Consider the following 14,678-nt stretch of genomic DNA (forward strand, 5'->3'; position numbering starts at 1 on the left):
CTGGTGGCCAAAAACCAGATCGGCTTAATTATAAGTAATCATCCGAACTTGATATCAGTCCATAAAATATTTCTTCAACATTGATGGCACTCAGAACTATTGAGAAATCTCCTTCTGCCCATTTCACTACACCAGAGTTAGGTTTAAGTTTTACTAATTCGCTGATAATATTAGTGTCACAAAGAAAAGTCATCTATGGCATCAGCGAAAGAATTAAGACGGTCTTGGCGGGAGGGTATTTCGAGGATATAATCTTCCTTAGCAGCTATCTGACGTACTTCTTTGAAGGCATCAGCTAAAGAAAACTTTTCCCGTAGCTTGCGCCACGTCAAGAAATCCTCAAACATTTCAGCTTCAACAACAACAGCCACCAGTTCATTTCGGTTGTAGATGAGTTGCGGTTCTTTAGTTACAGAATGAATTAATTTGGAGAACCCCTGTTTCGCTTCTGCAATTCTCCAGTTCATTCTCCTACCTCTTTTATTCATAATCATGTCTATAATAGACATGATTTATATCTATATTTGCTATTCGCCAGAGAGCTATGTCTATGATGGGGTATTTGGCGCCGCACCTTATCATTCCAGGCGAGTTATTTCTAACCACCCATCTTTAACCATCCAAAAACTTGATTGACGGTTAGTGCAAGTTGAATTTCTGGTAATACAGGCAAAAAATCTTCTCCCTGGAGTAATACTGGTTGTTGGTCCGAACGGAAAACCAAAATTGAGCGATCTGTTGGATCAATCAACCATCCTAATCGGCAACCATGTTGTAAGCAGTAAAGGATGTTGCCAATTACTCGGTTTGAACTCTGTTCTGGAGAGAGGATTTCAATTGTCCAATCTGGCCACAACAAAAAATCGTTGGGAACTTCCCCATCAACATCAAATGGAATTCGTAACCAGTTAAAAACTGCTACATCAGGCACAATTGAGCGGATACCAAAGCTACAACGCAACTCTGGAAATGCATAAGCAATTTTTTGGCTTTCTGTTACTTCGTTAATAGTATTACAGAGTCTTAACTGCAATCGACTATGCTTCCCTTTCGGCATTGGCTTAGGAATAATCTCACCGTTAATATATTCATTTGCAGGCTTTGTTTCTGGGAGCTTCAGAAACTCATCCAAGGTAAGTAGTTGAGTCGTTGGGTAGCTCATAGCTCCTAAATCCCTCGAAGATGTGTTTTTAGTCTAGCAGTGATGTAGGGTGCGTTACATTCAGTAAACGCACCTGTCAAAGGCAGAATTGCAACTCTTAATTACGTTAGCGCAGCGTTAGCGAAACCTTGAGCGTCATTACGTAGCTTGCTTCTCGCCAGAGGCAAGTATTACGAATTATTTCCGCACCACTACTAAAGTTCCATTCTTAGCCCAGTTGTAAAGATTGCGAGCTTGTTTAACAGGTAAATTTACACAACCGTGGCTGACTGGAGTGCCAAAACGATTATGCCAGTAAGCGCCGTGGATGGCGTAGCCTCTGTAGAAATACATTGTGTAAGGAACGTCAGGAATATTGTAGCCTCTGCCTCGCATCCGATGAGTGCGATACTTAGAATTAATCCGAAATCTCCCTATGGGTGTAGGAGTCGATCGCTTACCTCCAGAAATGCGATATGAATAAACAAGTTTCTCACCTTCCCATGCACGTAAACGTTGCTCTGACAAATCAATTTCAATCCAGCGAGGTTGGCTAATATTATTAGTGCTGTTTTGATCGACTGAGGTGGCTGTTGCTGTAGTCGAGTTGGGTATACCTGTTAGCGGTGATGACCAAGAGAATAAAGTCACCACCATCAGCGCTACGCCTGTACAAAAAGTTCCTGAAGAACGAATGCTACCACTGCGAATCCAAGTTTGCATTATGCCTCACCTTTTAAACTACGCAAAAATTATGAAAAGAAGTAATTTTCTGGAAAACTACAAATTTCCAGAGTGACTACTTGTTTTCTGTGGAGGATTTACGCAATTCATCCGCTAAGGCTTCTCAAGACAAGTCCTAAGCTAATCCGCATTCAATTGGTATATTTGTCCTTAATTAAATGATGAGTTCTAACTAATGACCGATCGTTAATTACAAAGGACAACCTTTACAAAAAATCTGTCATTTAAATGCCTAAATACAAATTTTCCCCAAATTCATATTTGCATTTGTAATTTCACACAAAAATTGTCAGGATTTCCGCTTATTTTTTAGGCAAGTCTTTAATGCCCTTTTCTATATTTTATTCCAATTTCAGTAATTGCGACTCCGAAGATTCCCAGCATAAAATATTGCTGGGAATCACTTAATTGTCTTGATTTGTTGTTATTTATAATTTTACCAAAATTGCTTTTTGGCTGCTTAAACTATCATTTATGAATGACTATTGGTGTCCCTACCGATGCCCACTCGAATAGCCATTTAGCATGTTTAGGTGCAACATTCACACAGCCGTGGCTCACTGGAGTGCCAAATCTTTTATGCCAATAAGCTCCGTGAATAGCGTAATTACCTTGGTAAAACATCGCATAAGGAACGTTGGGAACGTTGTAGTTTTCTCCCTGCATCCGCGTAGTTTTAAACTTGGATTGAACCTTAAAAGTACCGACAAGAGTAGGAGTGGCTTTTTTCCCAGAGGAAATAGCACTTCCATAAACAACTTTGTCACCTTGCCAAGCTATTAATCTTTGCTTGGAAAGATCGATTTGAATCCAGCGCTGATTTGATTGTTGTAATGTCTGGATTCTTTGTGCAATCACTTGAGTTTTGGAATTCGCCCAAACTTCAGTGGTTCCAGTAGTAGTAAAAACACTTAGGGACAGTACTGTACCAGTGAGGATTATTTGTAAGCGACGCACCCAGTCAGGAGAAATTTGTCTTTTCATTTTAGATACACTCACACTCAAATCATAGGGTCTTGAGAAACTGATCGGGTTTCACCTTTATTTCCCTATCTATTACTTTAATAGACGCGAATTTTGATGATTTGATTCTAAGTTAACCTAACTGTTGCATTAGGTTTTTTGCCTGAGTTGCGATCGCTGACCAATTTCTCTCTATGACAAGCTTTTTAGGAAATAATTCCCCGCTCAAACCGACAGCGATCGCTCCAGCTTGCAAAAATTCTTTGGCATTTTCTAGAGTCACACCGCCAGTAGGAATTAAGGGAATCTCACCCAGCGGCCCTTGCAAACTTTTGATATAATCAGCCCCTCCCACTGCCTGCACGGGAAACACTTTTACACAACTAGCACCTTGACTCCAAGCGGTAACAATTTCTGTAGGAGTCAGCGCTCCTGGTATGATAGGGACATTTTTTTCTTGTGCTGCTTGAATCATTGCCGAATCAACGTGGGGTGTGAAGAGGAATTGCGCCCCAGATGCGATCGCATTTTGTAACTGCTGCACATTAAATAGCGTACCAGTGCCAATAATACAAGCTGGTAATTCCGAACGTAGTTGACTGATTAATTCCCCAGCGCGATCGCTATTCCAGGTAATCTCAATTAGCTGCACTCCCCCAGATGCTACAGCCATTGCCATTTGTTGTCCCAGTTCCATTTGAGGGGCGCGGATAACTGCGATCGCTCGGTGTTTTTCCAACTGTGATAACCAAATTTGATTAGGCATTTTGACTATAGATTGGGGACTGGGAGTAGGGATTGAGACTAAAGAATAGTTTTCAATCTAGTAAATACTAATTTTTAATACTAATGCCCAATACCCCTCAAGAGTGCTGAGTAATGTTAGCACAACTGTTTTGCCCTATTCCCAATGCCCTTAAAACTTGCTTATTGCATCAAGCTATGAGATATTAAATATAAATAACATAAAATCTATAGTATTACCGTAGTTTAAAATTAATACTTCAGCATTTGGGTTTAAAGGAGTAATTAAAATGACAATTGCACGACCAAACACAGTAGCATCCTTACCAATCACCATTCACGATTCTGAAAGTGCTGATATAGCAGCTAACTTATGGAAGGTTGTGCGACTAGGTGCGAATGGCTTTTGGTGGCGCACTAAGGCATATACAACGATTCTGGGCGTTATGCTGCTAATCTTAGTAAGTCTGATTTTTATAAGTATGCATTGGTCTTACCGCAGATTGTTGCCTTTTATCAACCATCAAGTCATTGGTAGCGATCGCGAGATAAGCAATTAAAAGTTAAAAACTAGACATGAACTTGCAAAGGGATAGGCGATCGTTTCAATTGCCTGATTTCGCTTGCTTTACATTACTTTAGAAGCAGTCTCTAAAAACTCAGCTTAATTCTTCTAGTAGAGGAGAGAGTTAATTAAAAATGCATATACTGCAATTACCAAGCAATAGTTTATATAAGCCCCTAGTTAAAGACCTACTAGGAGCTTTTTTTTAATTGACTATCTACCTCAAATGGGTTATTTAGCAGCGATCGGACAGCTTAGGACATTGGCAAATCCTAAGAGAACGGCTAGTCATACCTATCCATAGCCGACTTATCCTAAGTAGGATGGTAGCCGCAATACAATATATTAAAAAATCTAGTAGCAATTAAACTATTCCTAATGGATATTCATAATTAATTCTGATGGTAGATTAAGTTAAAAATGAAGATCGTTAATATGTACTTGTAAGTCAAAAACGTTTACCAATTTAACAACAATGAATATTCTTGCTTGGATTGTTTTAGGTCTAATTGCTGGTGCGATCGCAAAAGCTATCTACCCCGGTCATCAAGGTGGCGGAATTATAGGAACCATATTGTTAGGAATCATCGGTGCTTTTGTTGGCGGTAGTTTAGGTGTATTTTTCAGTACGGGAACTTTATCTTTAGCAGCTCCTAGTCTCAGCATTCCAGGTATTGCGGTAGCAGTTCTTGGTGCAATTGTCGCAGTTTTCCTGTGGAATCTATTAACCAACCGCAGTGCTGTATAAAAAATTGCGGTAAATCAATGACAAAGATTTAGCAAATTCATTTAACTATTTTTAACTGTGAATTAAATTAAAAAAATAGCGCCAGTCTGTAATAAGTCTGGCGCTGTTTTGTAATTATAAAGGTTATCAGTAGAGTCCAATACAGACTTAAACCCCAAGCAAGCCCCTTCAACCTCTCTATACCGTCAGATTAGAGAGGAATTTCTGTATTAGGCTCGATTTTGGGACAGATATTGGTAAAAATTTTATAGGAAGATTAGCGATCGCTAAGTGTAAAATTATCTTAACAGTCTTAACTAGCTCTAAAAATTCCTATACCAGCTTCTCTTTCAATGTAATCTGCTAAGTTGATAAAATCTTCACGCGGGTAGCATCTTCCGCCAACTAGATCAAAAGCTAATCTACTGGCAGGATTTTCTGGATTTTCGAGTATATGTATACCCCAGTAGTAAAGTAGGTCGCTAGTCCGAATGCAAACTTCTTCTGGATCTATACAATGAAATTTTTTATCTATTTTACTAATTTCTTTATAAGTATTAGAATAGACTTGTTTAAGAAGCCTTAAGCGTTTAATACCAGGATCTTTAAAGTTGTTAACTAATACAAACAAATGAGCTAAATTATTGATTTCGCGTATTTCTTTAACAGTATCTTGAATAACTTTACCGTGCTTACTTATTCCCAGTGGATTGAAGGTTGTTGGGATAATACAATAATCTAATCGCTTAACTAGCTCTGGGGGATTACGCTCTAATGCTGGTGAGCAATCGCAAATTACTATCTGACAGTCACGGGCAGCATCTTCATGCCAATCATTTCCATCAAAAACTTGAATAGTTGTACCTACCCCTTTAGGATTGGGAACAAAAACCCCATCACCTACTAATTTTTGCAGATTTTGTTCTGGGTCTAAATCCACAAGTGCTACATTAAATCCTTGCAGGGCTAATGCTCCTGCTAAATGACCTGCTACAGTTGTTTTTCCTACTCCGCCTTTACAAGTAAAAACTCCAAAATAAACTTTTTTTGACGTAGTTTCTTCGGAATTGTCAGGATTACCTCTGCCACCAATGACGTAATCACCATCAATTCCAACCAGCTTATTTTCATGGGCAATCCCACAGCGAATTTTAGTATCTTTACCCCAGGTTCTCATTAATGCCAATGCTGGGCCGCCAAATCCTTTTGTAGTTATAAACCAACCAAAATTAAATTTTTTGCCTTCGTCAGAATCTAAAAAGTCAGCAAACTTTAAAAGCTGTGGCGCTGTTACGTTACTTTTTAGCCATTTAACCTGAACAACACCAACTAGGTTTCCTTTTTTAACTACTAGATCGTAGCCAGGTTGATTGGTCTTTGCAGTTTCAACTGTCCAATCTGCTTTATGGATTAGTTTTGCTACGTGTTGCTCAAAGTGGGTAAAATCCTGGATGAATTGTGGCTCTAATGATGATGACATAAACAACTTTAGGTGTTTTGCTTCAAGGCAGTAGTACGTAACATAGTATACCCAAATAAATAAACTTTGTCCGTATAGTTGATTTATATACGTAACATGAATTACTATCCCCCTGATTTTCACAGAAATGCACTATACTCTGACATAAATTAACACCAAACTTATGTCTGATTTAAATAAGTATAAATAAGCTAAAATCCACAGGTTTCATAAAATTTTCAACAACTTGCACTGGTCGCTGTACACGAACTGACAATGTTTCGTTAAGCTGTAAGCGCTATGATTGAAGTTTATTAAACGTCTTATGCATTGGTTGTTATCTGGGCCGTTGAGTATAGAGAAATTGACGGTTAACATTGCAGGTTTGCCTGCATTGTTACAAGGTAAGAAGCTAGTGCAGTTGTCAGATTTTCACTACGATGGTTTGCGACTGTCGGAAGAGATGTTAGAAAAAGCGATCGCACTTACTAACGAAGCTGAACCAGATTTAATTTTATTAACTGGTGACTACGTAACTGACGAACCGACGCCAATTCATCAACTGGTACTTCGACTCAAAAATCTGCAAAGTTGCAGCGGTATCTATGCTATCCTTGGCAATCACGATATATATAAACACGCAAAAGCAGAAGTTACAGAAGCCCTTACTAGCATTGGAATTCACGTTCTTTGGAACGAAATTGCCTATCCATTAGGAAAAGAATTACCACTCGTTGGACTGGCTGATTATTGGTCGCGGGAATTCCACCCCGCACCAGTTATGAACCAGCTAAACCCCGACACACCCTGCATTGTTTTATCACACAACCCAGATACTGCGGAGATATTACAAACATGGCGAGTTGATTTACAATTATCTGGTCATACTCACGGTGGTCAAATCGTGATTCCCGGAATTGGCCCTGCGGCGTTGTTTTACGAAAAGCTTGTAGAAAAAATACCCAGAAAAGTGCGGCGTCGAGTCCCATTTTTGGAAGAAAATGTTTCTGTAGTCAGACATTGGGAATGGGCGCAGGGTTTGCATCGGCTAGGAAAAAATCAGCTATATGTCAATCGTGGTTTGGGAACTTACCTCCCAGGACGCTTATTTTGCCGCCCAGAAGTTACTATAATCACCCTACAAGGTGAGTAGGTAATTACCAAATTTAACAAAAAAGAACGCAATTTTAGCAGGTAGTCTGGCTAATGAGTGCCTGCAAACTCAGGCATAACCTGCTACTTTTATCGCCAAAATTTAAATCCAAAATTTAAATCAATGAATTAATTGTATCTGAAGTAGATGACATAAATTCTTGCATTTTATCAAGTTACATTCTTATTTTTGGTAAGCTGTAAGCGCTGGTATGAGGAGTATCGGTTAACTTATGCATTGGTTGTTTACAGGACATTTAAGAGTAGATAAAATAACGGTTAAGATTGCAGAACTTCCTGCATCTTTACAAGGTACAACATTAGTACAGTTGTCAGATTTTCATTACGATGGTTTGCGACTATCGGAAGAGATGTTAGAAAAAGCGATCGCACTTACTAACGAAGCTGAACCAGATTTAATTCTATTAACTGGTGACTACGTAACTGACGATCCCACACCAATCAATCAATTGGTGCTTCGACTCAAACATCTGCAAAGTCGCTGTGGTATCTACGCTGTACTTGGGAACCACGATATCTATTACAGCCACTCCAAAGCAGAAGTTACACAAGCGTTAACCAGCATTGGGGTGCATGTACTTTGGAATGAAATCGCCTATCCATTGGGAAAAGAATTACCATTGGTAGGACTAGCTGATTATTGGTCACAGGAATTTTACCCCGCACCAGTGATGAATCAACTAGACTTGCTTACACCGCGCATCGTTTTATCTCATAATCCAGATACAGCCAAGATATTGCAACAATGGCGCGTAGATTTGCAACTATCTGGTCATACCCACGGTGGTCACATCGTCATTCCGGGCATTGGCCCTCTAGTACTCTATTACAAAAAGCTACTTAAACAAATTCCCAAAAAATTGCGGCGTTGGGTAACATTTTTATTAGGAGACTGCTCGAAAGTAGTCCGATATTGGGAGTGGGCGCAAGGGTTTCACAAGGTGGAAGAAAATCAACTATATGTCAATCGTGGTTTAGGAACTTATAAACCAGGACGTTTATTTTGTCCGCCTGAAGTGACTGTAATTACTTTAATTGGTCATTAGTCATTGGTCATTGGTCATTAGTCATTGGTCATTGGTCATTGGTCACTTGTACTGAGCGTAGTCGAAGTATTGGTTATTAGTCTAAATAAATGACAAAGGACAAAGGACAAATGACAAAAATGCATAAAACTCAAAGCAGAAACCGCCTGAAGCTACGATGGATAAATCTCAATAGCTTGGGGCGGTTCCTTGAAGATTGGAGAATTCAGAAATGGCTAACTTAAAATAAGGTGGACAGTATTTGCGATCGCTTTACTCAGAATTGCACATCCTTAATATTCCAACTAGGCAGGCATTTTCTGGCTGTGCGTCTTAAAACCTCCAAAACGAACTCATTGAACTTAAGGCAAAAACACATTCAATGGATGTCACAACTTCAGAGCGATCGCAATAAGATTAGAGCAGGAGGCACAGGCTCTAACTTGAAAGTTTTTGTTTAACTTTTAACCTGTTTGTACCTTGGTCTTAATCTAGCATTGTGTTTGTTTAGCTACAAGACACCTTTACTAAACTTGAATCCCATTAATTTATCGCAACAATTCAGAAATATTGCTTAAAATTTGTCCCAGTTGGTAATATTGGCATTCACGCCAACATTACCAACTGGGCTGAAAGTTCAGTTAGAAAGCGTTATTGACCAGAACCGCCTGCGGTAGAAGAATCGCTATTAGATGTACTGTTTGACTGGTCTACTACTCCTTGAGGTGTAGTACTTTTAGAGGTGTCACTTTTTGTACCAGGAGCAACAGTATTAGTAGAACTATCGTTCTGCGAAGCCGGACTATTAGTAGTTGGACTCGTCACCGGACTTTGTGTCGCTTTAGGGGCCGGCTGAGTTACAGAAGGTGCTTTTTCTGCCGCAGGCTGCTGGGGTGGAATAGTAATGTTAATATCCGGTTGGCGAGGTGCAGACGGAGGTGTAACTTGCTGTTGGGGAACAGGAATAGGAACAGCAACAGGTACAGGGACTTCCTTAGTTGTTTCGATTATTTTCGTTTGTGGTTGAGGAGATGCACTGGGAGTTGGATTACTCTTACTCGGTACAGGAACCGCAACCGGCACAATATTGTTAACCGCTGCGTTATTCTGCTGGTTGAAGTACCAGACCCCACCTATAACCAAACCAAGCAGGGAAGTAATGATAATACCCAACAATAAACCACCACTAGCATTGTTTTCATCACGCTGGGCTAAATCTGCTTGCTGGTAGCTACGCTCAACATTTCGACCATGTACGTAACCGTTAGTGTAAGAGTTGGGATTAGTTGTATTGTTCTTAACTGTTTCAGTGGTTTGTGTGAAATGGGTCTGAGTATTGCCATTAATATCAGTGTAAGATTCTTGTCTAACTTCACTGTTTTTGCTTTCGCGTTCATTAGGAATAGACATAACCGTTGATTTAACTCCTCAGATACGATATTGACAAACTAAAGCTTTGTGAAAACAAGGGATTTTAATGAACTGAAAATATATGTTGCTGATAAAGATTGAGTCTTATTTGCTACTCAACTGTTGGTAATCTCAGAATAACCTCTGCGATTAAACAACTGGCTCTATCTCCAGGGAGTTAATACTTAATCTTTAGAGAGTTAATACTTAATCAAGAGAAAGAGTATCCCAAAGATAGATGTTATTAAACTGTCAGATGATGGTTTGATAAAAAATCTAGCAATTTACTAAAATCATCTAAATTTTTAATTTGTCGTTAAATATCGCAGCGCCAAAGCTTGGTTGTCATATCTCGACTACCACTAACTAAAGTTTTGCCATCAGGACTGAAAGCCACAGAGTTAACCCAATCTGAATGGTTATCCAAAGTGTAAAGATTTGGCTCTTCCGTATTTGTATTAGCTTTTTATCTCCAACGCCGATTTAGCCGCAGGAAACTTTTTATCCTCTGACAAAATCTTTCTACTAGAGGTCTAGGTTTTGATACATATCTAGGCGATCGCGATCTACGTGTACTTCCCGGATTTCTTAACTCTTCTTCTATTTGTGCAGCTTTATTTAAATCTGAAGCAGCTCTATATTCGTATCCCAATTGTGAGCAAACTAGCCCACGATATTTATACGCGTCAATATAGTGAGGATTGAGCCGAATTGCGTGGGTAAAATCTGCGATCGCATCTTCATATCTTCCTTGAGTAGCATTTTCTACTCCTAAAGTGTAGAAAGTTTCTGCATCCCAACGATTGACAGATATTTTTGGGGGATTTTTAGGCGAAGATGAAGATGGATTTTCAGCAATAGGAGGCTCAGATGGAATTTCGGATTTGAGCCTGTTGTAAGCTGCGTTGATTGATTTGATTTTTTCTTCAGCTTCCTGTTTTTGTCTTTGCTCGACAAAGCGATCGGGATGCCAAATTTTCACCAGTTTACGGTAAGTTCGCTTCACCTGTGCTTGAGATGCACCGGGTTTTAGCCCAAGAATTTCATAAGCATCATTGATATCAAAGCGATCGCGCATACTGAAAAAATCGGCAGTTAGATAAATCTATGTTAACTATTCCCAAAAATCCTCTCCAATCAACCCAAACGCCCCATTCTGGTTATCACTGGGATGGCAGTAGCCGTCGCTTCTTTGAAGGTTGGTATTACCGCGTCACGTTACCGGAAATTGGGCAAACATTCGCCTTTATGTACTCCATTGAAGATCCCATCGGCGGTAAACCTCACAGTGGCGGTGCAGCCCAAATCCTCGGCCCGGATGATGAGTATCTCTGCCGTACTTTTCCTGATGTCAACAAATTTTGGGGTAGTCGAGATGTTTTAGGTTTAGGTCATTGGGGTAAAAATAATTTGCAAGTTTCCCCCCTATACTTACTCCCAGCAGAGTTTGAGTATCACGTCCAAGAGGGATATCAAGCTACAGCTACCTTGAATCAGGGAATAATTCGCGATCGCGCCACCAATAATTATTGCCGTTGGCAGTATGAAATTCAACCAGTATACGGTTGGGGCAATCAAAATGGCATTCAGCAATCAACTGCTGGCTGGCTGTCATTCTTGCAGATTTTTGAACCTGGATGGCAAATTTTGATGGCTCACGGTTTAGCCAGTGGAAAGATTGACTGGAATGGCAAAATCTACGAATTCACTAACGCCCCAGCCTACGGCGAGAAAAATTGGGGTGGTGCTTTTCCTCAGAAATGGTTTTGGATAAACTGTAATTGCTTCGAGGGCGAACCCGACTTAGCATTAACTGCTGGTGGTGGACGGCGGGGTGTGCTGTGGTGGATGGAATCTGTAGCGATGATTGGACTGCACTATCAAGGCAAGTTTTATGAATTTGTTCCCTGGAATTCCCAAGTTGAGTGGGAAATTCAGCCTTGGGGTAGATGGCAAATGAAAGCTAGCAACACTAATTATGAAATTGAGTTAACAGGAACCACAGATTTATCTGGTACACCTCTACGTGCGCCGACAGCAGAAGGTTTAAGATACTGTTGCCGGGATACTATGCAAGGAAAACTAAACTTAGAGTTACGAGAACTAAATGGCAGAAAATCTAAAGTAATTTTAAAAGCAAAAAGTTTTCTTTGTGGTTTAGAAGTAGGCGGTGGCTCTTGGGATAATTTTTGGCAGTCTACCTAAAACTACTGCTATCTAATGCTATAATTATATATGCTTCGCAGTTGGGGTTGTAGCTCAGTTGGATAGAGCGGACGCCTCCTAAGCGTCAGGTCGTGCGTTCAAGTCGCACCAGTCCCGTTATCTTTAGACAATTCATATATACAGCAATTAATATGGTAAGAGCATTGCTGTACCCATAAAAGTAGTACGCCAGTTCTTACAAGTCGGGATATCCGCCCATGCTACTGGCTCCTGTATTCCGTGCAATTGAAAACTACTATATAAAGTGGTTAAAAACCCTTTGATGAATCGTCCGATATCGGTTAGGATAATCCATCAATTAGAGGAAAAACTCCAAGCACGCTTAATCGCGCTGTTACACAAAAACCAACCAAATTTATATTTGGGCAGAATTTGTGCAGATTCTTGGGAAGTTTGCTACTCTACTATCAATTGTTTTTTCTTATAGCCAGAGAAAATTGTGTACCAAGTAAATTAAGTTATTGAGCCTTGAATAAGCTACTCTTTACAAATAAATCTTTTCGTTTTATGGCTTTTGTCCTACCAATATTTATGTGGTGGGGATACAAAGAAGTACAAAACCAATTTGTGCAGCCGCAAGCAGTCGTAGTGTTAGGTGGTTCAACGAGACATTTAGAGCGAGAAAAATTTACAGCAAAATTCGTTAGCGAGCATCCAAATATACCGATTTGGATTACAGGCGGCAGTCCACGTACATTCACCCAAAGAGTGTTTACCAAAGCTGGTGTCGATCCTCAACGTTTACACTTGGATTATGAAGCAGTAGATACAGTTACTAATTTTACTACTTTGGTAGATGATTTGCAAGCTCGCGGCATTAAGAGCGTTTATTTGATTACTTCAGACTTTCACATGCGTCGGGCTTGTGTCATTGGCGAAATTATTTTGGGTAGTCGGGGTATTTATTTAAAACCAGTGCCAGTTCCTTCCGAAAAACCCCCTGAATCTATCGAAAAATCTGTTCGTGATGGAGCTAGAGCGATAATTTGGTTAGCAACTGGTTACACTGGTGTGGGTGCCGCTAAAAATAAACGGTAAATCAAACTGATTTTGGATTTTTAATCAGTCAAAATCCAAATGACTAATGACAACCGTCACTAGTCACTTATATGGTTAGGGAAAAAACGCCCCAAATTTCCCCACAATTTGATACCCTAGCTTAAACAGATTTGAGTAAAGTTAAAGCGTGGAAATTCAACTTGGGCGGGGAAAAACAGCTCGCAGAGCTTACGGAATAGATGAAATTGCTCTAGCCCCTGGTAATAGAACACTAGACCCCAGTTTGGCAGATACTAAGTGGCGTATTGGCAATATTGAGCGAGAAATCCCGATAATTGCTAGTGCTATGGATGGCGTAGTAGATGTTCGTATGGCTGTACGTTTGTCACAGTTAGGAGCATTAGGTGTCCTCAACTTAGAGGGTATTCAAACTCGCTATGCCGACCCAGAGCCAATATTAGATCGGATTACCTCTGTGGGGAAAGATGAATTTGTTGCCCTGATGCAAGAACTCTATGCCGAACCAATAAAACCGGAATTAATTGAACAACGTATTCAGGAAATTAAACAACAAGGTGGCATTGCGGCGGTGAGTGCGACTCCAGCCGGTGCAAGTAAATACGGTGAAGCAGTGGCCAAAGCTGGGGCAGATTTATTTTTTGTTCAAGCTACGGTAGTTTCTACTGCACATCTATCACCAGAGTCTTTAGTACCACTCGATTTAGCAGAATTTTGTCGTTCCATGCCCATCCCCGTGGTGTTGGGGAATTGCGTGACTTACGAAGTCACGTTGAATTTGTTGAAAGCTGGGGCGGCTGGGGTACTGGTGGGAATTGGGCCTGGTGCGGCTTGTACTTCTCGTGGGGTATTGGGTGTTGGTGTGCCACAGGCAACTGCGATCGCAGATTGTGCCGCAGCACGAGATGATTACTATAACGAAACTGGCAACTATATCCCCATTATTGCTGATGGCGGTTTAATCACCGGTGGCGACATTTGCAAATGTATCGCCTGTGGCGCTGATGGTGTGATGATTGGCTCCCCCTTTGCCAGAGCCGCAGAAGCCCCTGGAAGAGGTTATCATTGGGGTATGGCGACTCCTAGCCCAGTTTTGCCCCGTGGCACCCGCATTCGCGTTGCCACCACTGGTAGCCTAGAGCAAATACTCATTGGCCCAGCAGGGCTAGATGATGGCACTCACAATCTTTTAGGAGCCTTAAAAACCAGCATGGGAACTTTAGGAGCCAAAAATATTAAAGAAATGCAACAAGTGGAAGTTGTGATTGCACCTTCTTTATTAACCGAGGGTAAAGTTTACCAAAAAGCTCAACAATTAGGTATGGGGAAATAGAATTGGGGCATAGGCATAGGGCATAGGGCATGGGTTATTAATTCTTCTTCCCCTGCCTCCCCTGCCTCCCCTGCTCTCTACTCCCCACTCCCAAATTCTTCAATAATTTTTCCAGCCCCTAAACAATTGCTGGAAAAATCCGATATGTCGC

General features: G+C 40.5%; 17 protein-coding genes and 1 tRNA gene. 8 read left to right on the forward strand and 10 right to left on the reverse strand.

Annotation, left to right across the window (positions count from 1 at the left end; translation table 11 throughout):
- Nucleotides 1-28: 28 nt before the first annotated feature.
- From RMY64_RS21560 to RMY64_RS21585, 6 genes are all read right to left on the reverse strand, one after another.
- Nucleotides 29-193, reverse strand: a complete 165-nt coding sequence (locus tag RMY64_RS21560) for a hypothetical protein (protein ID WP_322701063.1) — start codon at nt 191-193, stop codon at nt 29-31.
- Nucleotides 177-467: a type II toxin-antitoxin system Phd/YefM family antitoxin gene (locus RMY64_RS21565; RefSeq protein WP_322701064.1), complete on the reverse strand. Its 291-nt coding sequence runs from the start codon at nt 465-467 to the stop codon at nt 177-179. Before RMY64_RS21565 ends, RMY64_RS21560 begins: the two co-directional genes overlap by 17 nt.
- A gap of 131 nt (nt 468-598) precedes the next feature.
- On the reverse strand, nt 599-1,162 hold the full coding sequence (locus RMY64_RS21570) for a Uma2 family endonuclease (RefSeq protein WP_322670267.1): 564 nt from the start codon (nt 1,160-1,162) through the stop codon (nt 599-601).
- A 177-nt stretch (nt 1,163-1,339) separates the two neighbouring features.
- Nucleotides 1,340-1,864, reverse strand: a complete 525-nt coding sequence (locus RMY64_RS21575; RefSeq protein WP_322701065.1) for a L,D-transpeptidase — start codon at nt 1,862-1,864, stop codon at nt 1,340-1,342.
- A 489-nt stretch (nt 1,865-2,353) separates the two neighbouring features.
- Entirely contained in the window at nt 2,354-2,869 is a 516-nt protein-coding gene (locus RMY64_RS21580; protein ID WP_322701066.1) for a L,D-transpeptidase, read from the reverse strand.
- A gap of 112 nt (nt 2,870-2,981) precedes the next feature.
- On the reverse strand, nt 2,982-3,614 hold the full coding sequence (locus tag RMY64_RS21585) for a bifunctional 4-hydroxy-2-oxoglutarate aldolase/2-dehydro-3-deoxy-phosphogluconate aldolase (protein ID WP_322701067.1): 633 nt from the start codon (nt 3,612-3,614) through the stop codon (nt 2,982-2,984).
- Nucleotides 3,615-3,882: 268 nt separating this feature from the next.
- Here RMY64_RS21585 and RMY64_RS21590 point away from each other — a divergent pair, with 268 nt between their 5' ends.
- Both RMY64_RS21590 and RMY64_RS21595 read left to right on the forward strand, forming a co-directional pair.
- Nucleotides 3,883-4,152: a hypothetical protein gene (locus RMY64_RS21590; RefSeq protein ID WP_322670263.1), complete on the forward strand. Its 270-nt coding sequence runs from the start codon at nt 3,883-3,885 to the stop codon at nt 4,150-4,152.
- 480 nt (nt 4,153-4,632) lie between these two features.
- Entirely contained in the window at nt 4,633-4,905 is a 273-nt protein-coding gene (locus RMY64_RS21595) for a GlsB/YeaQ/YmgE family stress response membrane protein (RefSeq protein ID WP_322670262.1), read from the forward strand.
- 292 nt (nt 4,906-5,197) lie between these two features.
- On the opposite strand, the gene RMY64_RS21600 is transcribed toward RMY64_RS21595, so the two are convergent.
- Nucleotides 5,198-6,364: an AAA family ATPase gene (locus tag RMY64_RS21600; RefSeq protein ID WP_322670261.1), complete on the reverse strand. Its 1,167-nt coding sequence runs from the start codon at nt 6,362-6,364 to the stop codon at nt 5,198-5,200.
- A 304-nt stretch (nt 6,365-6,668) separates the two neighbouring features.
- On the opposite strand from RMY64_RS21600, the gene RMY64_RS21605 reads away from it, so the two are divergent.
- The gene (locus RMY64_RS21605) at nt 6,669-7,496 is read left to right on the forward strand and encodes a metallophosphoesterase (protein WP_322670260.1); all 828 of its coding nucleotides are present in this window, start codon (nt 6,669-6,671) and stop codon (nt 7,494-7,496) included.
- A 232-nt stretch (nt 7,497-7,728) separates the two neighbouring features.
- Nucleotides 7,729-8,562 carry a metallophosphoesterase gene (locus RMY64_RS21610; protein ID WP_322670259.1) on the forward strand — a complete coding sequence of 278 codons (834 nt, stop codon included), beginning with the start codon at nt 7,729-7,731 and terminating at the stop codon, nt 8,560-8,562.
- Nucleotides 8,563-9,192: 630 nt separating this feature from the next.
- Here RMY64_RS21610 and RMY64_RS21615 read toward each other — a convergent pair.
- The 3 genes from RMY64_RS21615 to RMY64_RS21625 all read right to left on the reverse strand — a co-directional run bounded on the left by RMY64_RS21615 (nt 9,193) and on the right by RMY64_RS21625 (nt 11,029).
- Entirely contained in the window at nt 9,193-9,951 is a 759-nt protein-coding gene (locus tag RMY64_RS21615) for a hypothetical protein (protein WP_322670258.1), read from the reverse strand.
- Between the two features lie 316 nt (nt 9,952-10,267).
- Entirely contained in the window at nt 10,268-10,378 is a 111-nt protein-coding gene (locus RMY64_RS21620) for a WD40 repeat domain-containing protein (protein WP_322670257.1), read from the reverse strand.
- Between the two features lie 39 nt (nt 10,379-10,417).
- Complete coding sequence (locus tag RMY64_RS21625) at nt 10,418-11,029, reverse strand: DnaJ domain-containing protein (RefSeq protein ID WP_322670256.1); 612 nt, start codon at nt 11,027-11,029, stop codon at nt 10,418-10,420.
- Between the two features lie 29 nt (nt 11,030-11,058).
- Between RMY64_RS21625 and RMY64_RS21630 the strand changes: the two genes are divergently transcribed.
- The 4 genes from RMY64_RS21630 (at nt 11,059) to RMY64_RS21645 (ending at nt 14,527) form a co-directional block, all read left to right on the forward strand.
- Nucleotides 11,059-12,156, forward strand: coding sequence for a tocopherol cyclase family protein (locus tag RMY64_RS21630; RefSeq protein ID WP_322670255.1), 1,098 nt, complete (start codon nt 11,059-11,061; stop codon nt 12,154-12,156).
- Nucleotides 12,157-12,199: 43 nt separating this feature from the next.
- Nucleotides 12,200-12,273 (forward strand) — tRNA-Arg (locus RMY64_RS21635).
- Nucleotides 12,274-12,684: 411 nt separating this feature from the next.
- The gene (locus RMY64_RS21640) at nt 12,685-13,215 is read left to right on the forward strand and encodes a YdcF family protein (protein WP_322670254.1); all 531 of its coding nucleotides are present in this window, start codon (nt 12,685-12,687) and stop codon (nt 13,213-13,215) included.
- A 148-nt stretch (nt 13,216-13,363) separates the two neighbouring features.
- Entirely contained in the window at nt 13,364-14,527 is a 1,164-nt protein-coding gene (locus RMY64_RS21645) for a GuaB3 family IMP dehydrogenase-related protein (RefSeq protein WP_322670253.1), read from the forward strand.
- The last annotated feature ends 151 nt before the right edge of the window (nt 14,528-14,678 follow it).

It is taken from the genome of Nostoc sp. DedQUE08 (assembly GCF_034530895.1).
Lineage (GTDB): Bacteria > Cyanobacteriota > Cyanobacteriia > Cyanobacteriales > Nostocaceae > Nostoc.

What these genes read in the sequence shown, in the direction of transcription:
- RMY64_RS21630 (WP_322670255.1), top strand. Translation starts at nt 11,059, where the DNA reads ATGTTAACTATTCCCAAAAATCCTCTCCAATCAACCCAAACGCCCCAT.
- RMY64_RS21625 (WP_322670256.1), bottom strand. Translation starts at nt 11,029, where the DNA reads ATGCGCGATCGCTTTGATATCAATGATGCTTATGAAATTCTTGGGCTA.
- RMY64_RS21560 (WP_322701063.1), bottom strand. Translation starts at nt 193, where the DNA reads ATGACTTTTCTTTGTGACACTAATATTATCAGCGAATTAGTAAAACTT.
- RMY64_RS21640 (WP_322670254.1), top strand. Translation starts at nt 12,685, where the DNA reads ATGGCTTTTGTCCTACCAATATTTATGTGGTGGGGATACAAAGAAGTA.
- RMY64_RS21565 (WP_322701064.1), bottom strand. Translation starts at nt 467, where the DNA reads ATGAACTGGAGAATTGCAGAAGCGAAACAGGGGTTCTCCAAATTAATT.
- RMY64_RS21595 (WP_322670262.1), top strand. Translation starts at nt 4,633, where the DNA reads ATGAATATTCTTGCTTGGATTGTTTTAGGTCTAATTGCTGGTGCGATC.
- RMY64_RS21605 (WP_322670260.1), top strand. Translation starts at nt 6,669, where the DNA reads ATGCATTGGTTGTTATCTGGGCCGTTGAGTATAGAGAAATTGACGGTT.
- RMY64_RS21570 (WP_322670267.1), bottom strand. Translation starts at nt 1,162, where the DNA reads ATGAGCTACCCAACGACTCAACTACTTACCTTGGATGAGTTTCTGAAG.
- RMY64_RS21590 (WP_322670263.1), top strand. Translation starts at nt 3,883, where the DNA reads ATGACAATTGCACGACCAAACACAGTAGCATCCTTACCAATCACCATT.
- RMY64_RS21585 (WP_322701067.1), bottom strand. Translation starts at nt 3,614, where the DNA reads ATGCCTAATCAAATTTGGTTATCACAGTTGGAAAAACACCGAGCGATC.
- RMY64_RS21610 (WP_322670259.1), top strand. Translation starts at nt 7,729, where the DNA reads ATGCATTGGTTGTTTACAGGACATTTAAGAGTAGATAAAATAACGGTT.
- RMY64_RS21600 (WP_322670261.1), bottom strand. Translation starts at nt 6,364, where the DNA reads ATGTCATCATCATTAGAGCCACAATTCATCCAGGATTTTACCCACTTT.
- RMY64_RS21580 (WP_322701066.1), bottom strand. Translation starts at nt 2,869, where the DNA reads ATGAAAAGACAAATTTCTCCTGACTGGGTGCGTCGCTTACAAATAATC.
- RMY64_RS21615 (WP_322670258.1), bottom strand. Translation starts at nt 9,951, where the DNA reads ATGTCTATTCCTAATGAACGCGAAAGCAAAAACAGTGAAGTTAGACAA.
- RMY64_RS21575 (WP_322701065.1), bottom strand. Translation starts at nt 1,864, where the DNA reads ATGCAAACTTGGATTCGCAGTGGTAGCATTCGTTCTTCAGGAACTTTT.